General features: G+C 35.2%; 8 protein-coding genes and 1 tRNA gene. 5 read left to right on the forward strand and 4 right to left on the reverse strand.

The window, feature by feature from the left end; genetic code table 11:
* Nucleotides 1–17: 17 nt before the first annotated feature.
* Nucleotides 18–2,213, reverse strand: coding sequence for an FUSC family protein (locus WH188_RS25490; RefSeq protein ID WP_206368720.1), 2,196 nt, complete (start codon nt 2,211–2,213; stop codon nt 18–20).
* A 93-nt stretch (nt 2,214–2,306) separates the two neighbouring features.
* Nucleotides 2,307–2,717, reverse strand: coding sequence for an organic hydroperoxide resistance protein (locus WH188_RS25495; protein WP_132772040.1), 411 nt, complete (start codon nt 2,715–2,717; stop codon nt 2,307–2,309).
* A gap of 195 nt (nt 2,718–2,912) precedes the next feature.
* Here WH188_RS25495 and WH188_RS25500 point away from each other — a divergent pair, with 195 nt between their 5' ends.
* From WH188_RS25500 to WH188_RS25520, 5 genes are all read left to right on the forward strand, one after another.
* A complete protein-coding gene (locus tag WH188_RS25500; RefSeq protein WP_132772039.1) occupies nt 2,913–5,489 on the forward strand; it encodes a phosphoenolpyruvate carboxylase in 2,577 nt (858 codons plus the stop codon).
* 73 nt (nt 5,490–5,562) lie between these two features.
* Complete coding sequence (locus tag WH188_RS25505; protein WP_132772038.1) at nt 5,563–6,114, forward strand: hypothetical protein; 552 nt, start codon at nt 5,563–5,565, stop codon at nt 6,112–6,114.
* A gap of 16 nt (nt 6,115–6,130) precedes the next feature.
* Complete coding sequence (locus tag WH188_RS25510) at nt 6,131–7,141, forward strand: Gfo/Idh/MocA family oxidoreductase (protein WP_132772037.1); 1,011 nt, start codon at nt 6,131–6,133, stop codon at nt 7,139–7,141.
* Nucleotides 7,142–7,315: 174 nt separating this feature from the next.
* Nucleotides 7,316–8,194: a Ppx/GppA phosphatase family protein gene (locus WH188_RS25515; protein WP_132772036.1), complete on the forward strand. Its 879-nt coding sequence runs from the start codon at nt 7,316–7,318 to the stop codon at nt 8,192–8,194.
* 88 nt (nt 8,195–8,282) lie between these two features.
* Nucleotides 8,283–8,366: transfer RNA gene (locus WH188_RS25520), tRNA-Leu, on the forward strand.
* 49 nt (nt 8,367–8,415) lie between these two features.
* Here WH188_RS25520 and WH188_RS25525 read toward each other — a convergent pair.
* Entirely contained in the window at nt 8,416–9,210 is a 795-nt protein-coding gene (locus WH188_RS25525; protein WP_132772035.1) for a (Fe-S)-binding protein, read from the reverse strand.
* 22 nt (nt 9,211–9,232) lie between these two features.
* Nucleotides 9,233–10,531 (reverse strand): (Fe-S)-binding protein, encoded by a 1,299-nt coding sequence (locus WH188_RS25530; protein ID WP_132772034.1) that lies wholly within the window; start codon nt 10,529–10,531, stop codon nt 9,233–9,235.
* Nucleotides 10,532–10,835: the final 304 nt, after the last annotated feature.

The following is a 10,835-nucleotide window of genomic DNA, read 5'->3' on the forward strand; positions in this document are numbered from 1 at the left end:
TGCTTGTTGTATGAAAATTAATGCATTTTATTGTTTAACATGGGGTCGATCTCAGCGCTTGTTTTTTCTTTTAATTGCTGTACCAATTTAGCTACGTCTGCAACAATTTTAGTAATAAATTGAAGTTGTTCGGTCATTAAAGTACTGTTTTCATCGGCCGTTTCATCAACTGATATTTGATTTTCTGGTATTTGAAAATCTACAGGTATAAATTGATTTTCTTCATTGGGGTTGGCCAATGCTTTGATAGCCGTTTCTAAGGAACTTAATATTTTACGGATCAATTTAATATGTTCTTTTGTTATTGTGTGGTTGACTCTTGAGGATGTAACCTGATTATGTAGGGTTACTGCAAATGAGGCTAAAACATGGTTAAAAATAACAAACTTGTTTACATCTTTTGTGTATTTCTGTTTATTTTTTGGTTCCGTCAACATGCGTTGAAAGGTTGATCCCATATTGGCTGTTTCAACGTAAAGTTTTTTCCTTACCAGTTTGTATTCTGTAATAGTGGGCTCATTTCCTGCGATTTCTTTTAAAGTTAGTGCTATATAGTGATAGCTTGCGATAAGTAGTTTTTGCATGGAGAATTTGACCTGCGTCGCTTCCCAATTTGGGAAAATGACATAACTGGACAAAAATGCTATCATGCCACCTATGAAAGTATCTAAAATACGCTCTTTTGTTACCTCCATGGTATTTGTACTTACAAAACTTAGCATAATGAGTACATAGGGCGTCATAAAAATAACAGCAACGATATAATTGACCCGAAAAAGACTGTATGCACTTAGGAAGAAAAAAATAAGCAAAACAAAGCGAATCGTTTCATCGTGAACTACGAATAAAATAAGAGCGCCAATAAGACCGCCGATTACGGTTCCCATGAGACGCTGTATATTTCTTGATTTTGTTAAGCCAAAACCAGGTTTTAAAATCACCATAATTGTCAACAGTATCCAAAAGATATTTTCAGTTATATGAAATGATTTGGCTACAAAATAAGAAACAGACATGACAATAGCCATGCGTAATGCGTGTCTAAAATAAGTGGATTCTAGGGTTAAATTTTCTCTTATTTTTTTAAAATCAATGATCGAAGGTTCTATAAATTTTTTTGCTTCGTCAATTTCCATTTTATTAACTTCTGTAGATTTTAAATGGGAATAGCTGTAGATATCATTGATATGTCTGATGATATCTCGGACATTGATTAAAATCTTCCTTAAGGCAATCGTACTGTATTGAAGCTCTTTTTCAACAGTATCAATTTTTTTATGTAATAAATTGATCTCTTGATCAAAGTTATACATAGGTTTCGGCATTCTGTTGGCATTGAGTTGATATGCAATGTGATCGAGCTCATTCGTCAGTTTTAAAATGATATGTTTGAATTCGTTCAAAATACCGGTATGACCAAATTTTTCACTGACGGTGTTATAGTCATAATGTGTTGCCATACTTTGTTCAAAAAGGTCAATGATATCATTGAAGACAAAGGTTAGATAGCGGCCCGTTTTCGTGGTATCTTTTATGGATCGCTTACTTTGAAAAAGTAAGTTTCTTACATTTTCTTGATGATCATTTACTTCTACTTGTTTTTCGATAAGTTTAAGGTAATTCTTATCATTATCTACATTGATATCATAAAAATTAGCCTTTAATCTGAGGTAATCGGCAACATGACGAATGGATTCTGCGAGTTCCTGCTGTGTTAATCTGTATGGACGAATCTGCGTGATGGATAGGCTGATGATGATATACCAGAGGCATCCGATACTATAGTAAAATAGATATGATAGGGCACTAAATAGGGTAAATGGCGTATCGACATGTATCAACATCATTAGCATACACATTAATCCTACATTCGCAGCTCGGGCATTGAAAACTGCAAACATTGCGAAGATAAAACATAATGCCGCAATGAGTATGGTCAATAAATAGATATTAGCGTTTACGGAAACAGTAAGTATAAAGGTAATGATGGTTAATATACCTGCAAAATACATTCCGGTACGGCGATGGGAAGGGGCACCGGGCGTGTCTGATAATCCGACCAATAAGGCTCCTAATGACACATATGTACCATTTATGAATTGACCCATGGCGGCAAAAATAATGACAGGAACTATGCATCCAATGGTTATCCTAATACCATCTGCGAAATATTGGCTATAAAAAAAACTCTTTATCTCTTGTGTCTGCTTCATAATATCGAATACAAACAAATATACAAGATTGAATAGGAAAAGCTATGCTTTTTATTGTAAAAGCATAGCCTGTTAATATTTAAATATAAGAATCTAAATTCCAGTTATTTTGGTTTCTATATTTCCTTTGGTTGCCTTAGAATAAGGGCATACACGATGTGCTTTTTCGGCAAGCTTTTGAGATTCTGATGCACTTAATGTGGGAATGTGCAAATCAATTTCAGCTGAGATAAAAAATGCATTGTTTTCTTCATTAAATGAAGCTCTTACGGTTACGGTAGCATCTTTCATGTCGACATGATCTTTTTCTCCTACTGCAGCTACGGCACCTAAAAAGCATGAACTCCATGCTGCTGCAAATAATTGCTCAGGGTTGGTGGCATTACCTTCACCTCCCATTGCTGTTGGTTTTTTAACGATTAAATCAATTATTCCATCTGAAGATTTCACTTCGCCATTACGTCCGCCTGTTGCCGTAACTTCTGCTGTATATAGTTTTCCCATTTCGCTATTTGTTGAATGATGTAAAATAATATAACAAATGGCAAAAGGTTTTTGTTCTTAATAATATTGTAATATTACAATGTTATTATTATCTATTTTTCATTTAAATGATTATTTGAATATTAATTTTATATATTTGAATGTTTGATCTTATTCAAACATTCTCCATTAACGACAATTTGTTTTTTCTATAATATGAAATTGAGTACAAAAGAAGCCGTTTTTCAAAACGAAGTTTTGACGCGATTTGAACTTTTTAAAAGTCTATTTTTAACACTGCCCTTCCAGCAAGTGAAGGATACTGGTACCTTGTTACCTTTTTTTGCCCAACATTGTGAGAAGGGTGTTGAGAAACATCAAACTCCAGAGGAAATTATCAATTCTTTCTTTGTGCAGCATGAGCTTTATTCGGATGAACAAACTCAGGTCGATCTATTATTTCGATTTGTGCAATATATAGAAAGACAGGTGGTTCTTTTTGATGCTATTGAAGATTCTTCATTTAAAGCGATCGGCAAGACTGATCAATCTTCACAGCTTGGGTCTTTAATTAAATCTTCTGAAATAAATCCGGAATTAAAGCGTAAGATAGTTGGTAAATTGAAAGATTTTTCGGTTCGTCTTGTGTTAACGGCTCATCCAACTCAGTTTTATCCTGGGACTGTTCTATCGATTATCAATGATTTAATTGGAGCGATTAAGGAGAATGATATTCACAATATTCATTTATTATTGCAACAGTTAGGTAAAACACCATTTATTAATAACAATAAGCCAACTCCAGTTGATGAAGCTATTAGTTTAGCTTGGTTTTTGGAAAATGTTTTTTACAAGGTTGCTTCTGAAATCCAGACATATATTGATGATGAGCTAGGTATAGAGACGGAAGAGGTTAGGCAATTGATTGAACTGGGTTTCTGGCCGGGGGGAGATCGTGACGGTAACCCTAATGTAAGTGCTGAAAGTACTAAAAAGGTAGCGACACTTTTAAGAACAATCTTATTTCGCTGTTATTATAGGGATTTTAGAGTTGTAAAACGTCGCATTACATTTAGAGGGGTTGAAAAATATATGGATAATCTGCAGGAACTGTTTTATGAAAATAGTTTTAACCCTGTTGAGAATCCTGTTGATGAAACAGCACAGATTGTTGAAAATCTAAAAGCTATTCAAGTTGTGCTTAAAGAGGACCATAATAATCTTTTTGTTGAGATTGTTGACGATTTGTTACGCAAAGTAATGACCTTCGGTTGTTTCTTTACCACGCTTGATATTCGTCAGGACAGTAGTATTCTGACTCAAACTTTTGAATATATCATTAAGAAATATCCAGAAGAAACTGGTATTTCAGCTGATTTCTCATCGTTATCTGAAGTAGATAAACAGACTGCTATTGATTTTAAAGAGTTAGATCTAGCGTTTGATGAAGAGGCTACCGCATTGGAAGTTGATACTTTACAAGTTATTCGTTTACTGAAAGATATTCAAAAATCAGGATCTGAGCGTGCTGCACAGCGATTTATCATCAGTAATTGTCAGCAAGCGAGCGATATTTTGGGATTACGACAGTTATTTCTCTGGTCTGGCTGGAAGAAAGATACTTTAACTATTGATTTTGTACCTCTATTTGAAACTGTTGATGATTTGACGCGTGCTGCTGATGTGATGAAATCACTTTATACGAATAAGGAGTATGCAAAGCATCTTAAATTGAGAGGGAATAAGCAAACAATTATGCTTGGTTATTCTGACAGTACTAAAGATGGTGGTTATTTGATGGCTAACTGGTCTATTTATAGTGCTAAAATTGAATTAACCGCTATTGCTCGAGAATATGATGTGGATCTCGTATTTTTTGATGGTCGTGGTGGTCCGCCTGCGAGAGGTGGGGGTAAAACGCAACGTTTCTATGCATCAATGGGTGAAGAAATTGCTAATGATCATATTCAGTTAACTATTCAGGGACAAACTATAAGTAGTCAATACGGTTCTTTAGATACAGCACGATTTAATATCGAACAATTACTTCATGCTGGGATTATTTCAGATCTTAAACAAAGGTCGGGTGATACTTTAACGCCGCATCAGAAAGGTATTGTGGATAAATTGGCAGATCTCAGCTATAATAAGTTTATGGATTTACGTAAGAATCCTTTATTCTTAAGCTATTTAGAAAATTTATCACCTTTAAAAGCGCTTTCCTCTATCAATATCAGTAGTCGTCCAGTTAAAAGAAATTCGGATAAGGAGCTGAAGCTTAAAGACCTTCGTGCTATCAGTTTCGTAACTGCCTGGAGTCAATTGAAACAAAATATACCAGGTTTTTATGGTGTCGGTACAGCATTGAAATGGGCGGAACAAAATAATCTTTGGAAAGATGTTCAACAGTTATATTTATCTTCTGGTTTTTTTCAGACTTTAATTGATAACTGTATGATGTCCATGACCAAATCGAACTTTGACATTACTTCTTATATGCAATATGATGAGAAATATGGTGAGTTTTGGAAGATGTTGCATGCCGAGTTTTTAATTACCAAAGAGTATTTATTAAAATTGAGCAATACATCGAAATTAATGGAAAATTACCCTATTGATCGTGAATCTATATTGGCACGTGAGAATATTGTGTTGCCATTATTAATTATTCAACACTATGCTATCAAGGTAATCAATGAGGGTAAATTGGATGAAAAGAAGCGAGAAGCTTATGCTAAATTAATTGCCAGAACAATTTATGGGGTTGTTAATGCCGGTAGAAATGTGGCATAAAGTTCAACTCTTTTTTAATTAGAGTTTTGAACCCCGTTTATTTTATTATTTTTGTGCTGTTAATATAATTGATATGAAATTTAATAAGTTATTTGTAGCGGTAGCAGTTTGTGGAAGTTCTTTATTAGCTTCTTGTAACTACCAAACAGGTTTGGATAACCAATATAAAAATTCGCGTGCTTCTTTGGCTGATGGTGATGCTTATGCCATGTTTAAGTTTGTGGGTGAGCAAGGGAACTATTTGATGAATTTGGCGAAATTTGCTGAGTCAAAATCTACTTCTGCAGAGACGAAAGCTTTATCTGCAAAAATTCAAGAGTCGTATAGTACTATTCTTCCGCAGTTGGATTCATTAGCATTGAGCCTTCATGTTAATGATGCGATGAGAGGTGTTCCTGCTTTTCAAGCTCCGGTTGCTTTAGGTGCGGACAGTACTGCAGCATTTAATGATAAAGCTTATACTCATCTTGTTGCTGAGATTCAAGCTGAAGTAAATAAAAAATTGACGAAAGAGTCTCACAATACAAATGCTGCTGTTAATCACTTTTCACATGAGAGCTTAGAAAAACTTCAAGAGGTTTATAAACTTGCTGGTGGTAAAGTAGATGAGCATGCACATCACTAAATAAAATCTTATTTTAATGACTGTAAATAAAATAATTACAGGTGTTTTGTCGTATGGAATGTCCGGAAGGGTATTCCATACGCCATTTATAGCCAATAATGATCGCTTTGAATTGCGGGCAGTTGTAGAGCGATCAACTAAAAAAGCACAATTAGATTATCCTTCGATTATCAGTTATGATAGTGTTGAGGAGCTTCTCGCAGATGATGCAATTGAACTTGTCATTATCAATACACCAAACGATACCCATGTTTCTTTAGCTAAGCAAGCTTTGCTGGCAGGAAAACATGTTCTGATTGAAAAGCCTTTTGCGCCTACGGTATTAGAAGCAAAGGAATTATTTGATTTGGGACGAAAGGTTGGAAAGTTTGTATTACCTTATCATAACAGAAGATTTGATTCGGATTTTAATTCGCTAAAATCTGTTTTGGAATGTGGTAAAGTTGGTGAAACTGTTGAACTTCATTTACGATTTGATCGTTATCGTGCTGAGATTGGACAAAAGGTCTTTAAAGAAACTAAGCGTCCTGCCGCAGGAATTTTGTTTGATCTGGGATCTCACTTACTGGACCAGGTGATCTCTTTATTTGGCAAGCCATTAACTGCTGTCAAAAGAACATCTATACATCGTAAAGATTCTGAGGTTGATGATTTTGCTACACTTCTATTGACTTTTGATCATGGTCTTACCGTATTTATCACGGTCAGTATGTTGGTCTTAGAATCACAGTACAGCTTTCTGCTCCATGGTACACAAGGAACCTTTGTTAAGGATCGTACGGACGTGCAAGAGAATCAACTGATTGATGGTATTAGTCCTATTGATGAGCATTATGGAGAAGAGAATGAACATGCCGAAGGATTGCTTACTTACTTAGAGCAAGGTAATATGGTCTCAGAACGATTAAAAGCTTTAAAAGGTAATTATATGCTGTTGTTTGATGCTGTTTACGATCAAATAAGAAACGATAAGGCTTATTTTGTTACGGAAGAACAGATTTATTGGCAATTGGAAATTTTGGAATAACCGACTTAGTGTTAAATTATTATCTTGTTCATAATTATTTAACACTAATTTCACTTCGTCTTCATTTATTATTTATATTTTCGAAACAATTAAAGAAGGCTTATTGTGAAGGAGTATTTTATCCATTCTCAGTAAGAAATCAATTTCATTTTTATTTACTTTAAATGTATTAATGTGAGGTATGCTGCGATAGATATCGGCTCCAATGCGGTTAGACTTTTAATTGCTGATATTGTTCAAGAAAAAGAAGGTTTTTCTTTTAAAAAGAATACCCTACTAAGGGTGCCGTTGCGTCTTGGTGATGACGCTTTCATCCATCAAAAATTATCGCCTAAAAAAGCGGATAATTTAGTAAAGACTATGCGTGCATTTCGTGAATTGATGGATGTGTATAATGTTGAAGATTATATGGCATGTGCTACATCGGCGATGCGTGATGTAACCAACGGTCCTGAGGTTGTGAAAAGGGTAAGTGAAATTGGTATTGATATCGCTATTATTGATGGAACCAAAGAAGCTGAGATAATTTACAATAGCCATCTGGAAGCTAAGATGGATATGGATAAAGTTTATTTGTATATCGATGTTGGCGGTGGAAGTACTGAATTATCGTTGTTTGCAAATGCCAAATTGGTGAATTCCAAATCTTTTAATTTAGGAACAATCCGTATTTTGGATAACAAAGATGAACAGGAGACCTGGGATGACCTTAAGGAATGGGTAACGACTAATACAAAAATGTATAAGCAGGTGTACGGTATAGGAACGGGTGGTAATATCAATAAGCTTTCTCGCTTGGCAAATGAAAAAGGTGATAAGCCTATTTCTTATGCAAAATTGAAGGCTCTTTATCATTATCTAACTTCATATTCTTTAAAAGAACGCATTACTTTATTGGGATTAAATGATGATCGTGCCGACGTCATTATTCCAGCGACAGAAATTTTCATGACTATCATGAAGTATGGACACTTGAAGCAGATTATGGTACCTCGCGTAGGATTAGTTGATGGGGTTATCCATACTTTGATAAAAAAGAATTTGCTAAAATAAGAGGTGAAAATAAAAATGAATATACAGGTAAAAAATACTTGTAGAATTTAAAAAAACGTTTAAATTTGCGATACCATTTTGAAATTAGGCCCAGGTGGCGAAATTGGTAGACGCACCATCTTGAGGGGGTGGCGCCTGTATGGGTGTGGCAGTTCGAATCTGCTTCTGGGTACATCATATTGATGATAAAAAAAGGTCTGGATATTTTTCCAGACCTTTTTTTATATTCGATTAGCTCGTACCGTTATTTCGGCGATATCTAATACTTCTATTTCCGTTTCTTTGTCTTTAATTTTTACTCCATCTTTAAGCATAGTCATGCAGAATGGACAGGCGGCGGCAACAATCGTAGCTTGGCTGTCGATTATTTCCTCTATGCGTTCTATATTGACGTCTTTTGTGCCTTTCTCAGGTTCTTTAAACATTTGCCCGCCACCAGCTCCACAGCATAGTCCATTGCTTTTACATCTTTTTAATTCGATTAATTGTGCATCTAGACTTTCCAGTACTTTTCTGGGCGCTTCGTAAACTTCATTGGCGCGACCTAAGTAGCAGGGATCATGGTAAGTGATCTTTTTACCTTGAAAAATATGACCGTCTGCAGGTTTCAGTTTTCCTTCATCAATTAGACTTTGAATCAATTGCGTGTGATGAATCAGTTCGTAGTTCCCCCCAAGTGCAGGATACTCGTTTTTAAGGGTGTTAAAACAATGGGGGCATGCTGTTACTATTTTTTTTACTTCATAGCCATCTAATACCTGAATATTCATCATGGCCTGCATTTGAAATAGAAATTCATTGCCAGCACGTTTTGCTGGATCACCGGTACAACTTTCTTCTGTTCCCAATATCGCGTATTTGATTCCGACATGCTGTAGAATACGGCAAATATCTCGGGTTATCTTTTGAGCCCTTTCATCAAAACTTCCGGCACAACCTACCCAAAATAGAATATCTGCTGTTTCACCTTTAGCCACTAACTCGGCCATCGTTGGGACGTGTAATTCTTTTTCCATCTTTATCGTTTTATAAAAAGCATTATTGTTGAGAAGTCCAGTTTGCCCGATCCATTTGTGAATATTTCCAAGGTGCACCGTTATTTTCTACATTTCCAAACATTGTATTAATGCTTGCAGGTGCTTGTGATTCTTCCATCACAGAGAACCTTCTCAATTCAATAATTATTTCAAGGGGATTGATATTCACTGGACATTGCTCTACACATGCGTTACAGCTTGTGCAGGCCCATAATTCTTCACGAGTTATATAAGTGTCTAATAAAGATTTTTGATCATCTACAAAGCTTCCATTTGCTTTTATATTTTTTCCGACTTCATCTAGACGATCCCGTGTGTCCATCATGATTTTTCTTGGAGATAGCAATTTGCCTGTTATATTTGCGGGACAAGAGGATGTGCATCGTCCGCATTCTGTACAGGTGTAAGCATCCAGTAAGTTTTTCCATGTTAAATCCTGAACATCTTTTGCACCAAAACGAATAGGTTGATCTGATACAGGAGGGGTGAAGGTTGGATCTAACATCGCTTTTACCTCATTGGTTACACTTTCCATATTCGTTAACTCTCCCTTGGGCTTTAAATTCGAAAAATAGGTGTTCGGGAATGCCAGCAAAATGTGCAGGTGTTTTGAATAGGGTAAATAATTAAGAAAAGCTAATACTCCTAGAATGTGGAACCACCAGCAGATACGCTCAATCAATATTAGAGCAGATGGATCGGAAGGTAGGAATGAAATTATATACTGACTGATTGGAAATGAGCCGGCAATAATATAATGTGATTCGCCATAGAGCTGTAATTTTTGATCTGCGGCATTCATTAATAAAAACGCTGTCATTAACAGAATTTCTGTAATCAGAATAAGGTTTGCATCTGTTTTTGGCCAATTCTTTAATTCTGGGCTATTGAGGCGCTTTAAGTGAAGGACATTTCTGCGAATAAAGAAAATGATACAGCCCAACAGAACACCAAAAGCTAACCATTCGAATGAGGCAATCAAGAAATTATAAAATCCTCCTAAAAATGATAAAAAACGATGGGTACCAAATATGCCGTCTACTACGATCTCAATCATCTCTATATTGATAATACAAAAACCGATATAAACGAAAAGGTGAAGTATTGCGGGAATAATCCGCTTAAACATTTTTTTTTGACCAAATGCAACCAAAAGCATGGTTTTAAAACGTTCGGCAGGTTTGTCATTTCGATTAAGCGCTCTTCCTATTTTTATATTTTTATAAATCTGCCTAGCATTTTTTGCAAACAGAATAATTGCGCTAACAAAGCATAATGTAAATATAAGTTGGTTAATCATATCTTTTTATCACTGTATACACAAATATAATATAAATAATATATTATGCATGCATAATATATTATTTAGAATTTTTAAAAATTAATGACTTTTTTGAATAAATAAGTTTGGCATTTTGGTTTAGAGGTAGGGTTGAGGTCTGTATTCAATTCTGACGACAGATATATTGTGTTATGGAATCTTTATGATGGTATTTACTATTTTCGGTTTACTATTGCTTATTAGCTACAAAAGGTAAGGTAAGGTAAGGTAAGGTAAGGTAAGGTAAGGTAAGGTAAGGTAAGGTAAGGTAAGGTAAGGTAAG

The sequence above is a fragment of the Sphingobacterium sp. MYb388 genome (assembly GCF_037479535.1).
In the GTDB taxonomy this organism is placed as follows: domain Bacteria; phylum Bacteroidota; class Bacteroidia; order Sphingobacteriales; family Sphingobacteriaceae; genus Sphingobacterium; species Sphingobacterium anhuiense.

Excerpts from the sequence above, each read along its gene's own strand:
- WH188_RS25525 (WP_132772035.1), bottom strand. The coding sequence starts at position 9,210 with ATGGAAAAAGAATTACACGTCCCAACGATGGCCGAGTTAGTGGCTAAA.
- WH188_RS25510 (WP_132772037.1), top strand. The coding sequence starts at position 6,131 with ATGACTGTAAATAAAATAATTACAGGTGTTTTGTCGTATGGAATGTCC.
- WH188_RS25530 (WP_132772034.1), bottom strand. The coding sequence starts at position 10,531 with ATGATTAACCAACTTATATTTACATTATGCTTTGTTAGCGCAATTATT.
- WH188_RS25500 (WP_132772039.1), top strand. The coding sequence starts at position 2,913 with ATGAAATTGAGTACAAAAGAAGCCGTTTTTCAAAACGAAGTTTTGACG.
- WH188_RS25505 (WP_132772038.1), top strand. The coding sequence starts at position 5,563 with ATGAAATTTAATAAGTTATTTGTAGCGGTAGCAGTTTGTGGAAGTTCT.
- WH188_RS25495 (WP_132772040.1), bottom strand. The coding sequence starts at position 2,717 with ATGGGAAAACTATATACAGCAGAAGTTACGGCAACAGGCGGACGTAAT.
- WH188_RS25490 (WP_206368720.1), bottom strand. The coding sequence starts at position 2,213 with ATGAAGCAGACACAAGAGATAAAGAGTTTTTTTTATAGCCAATATTTC.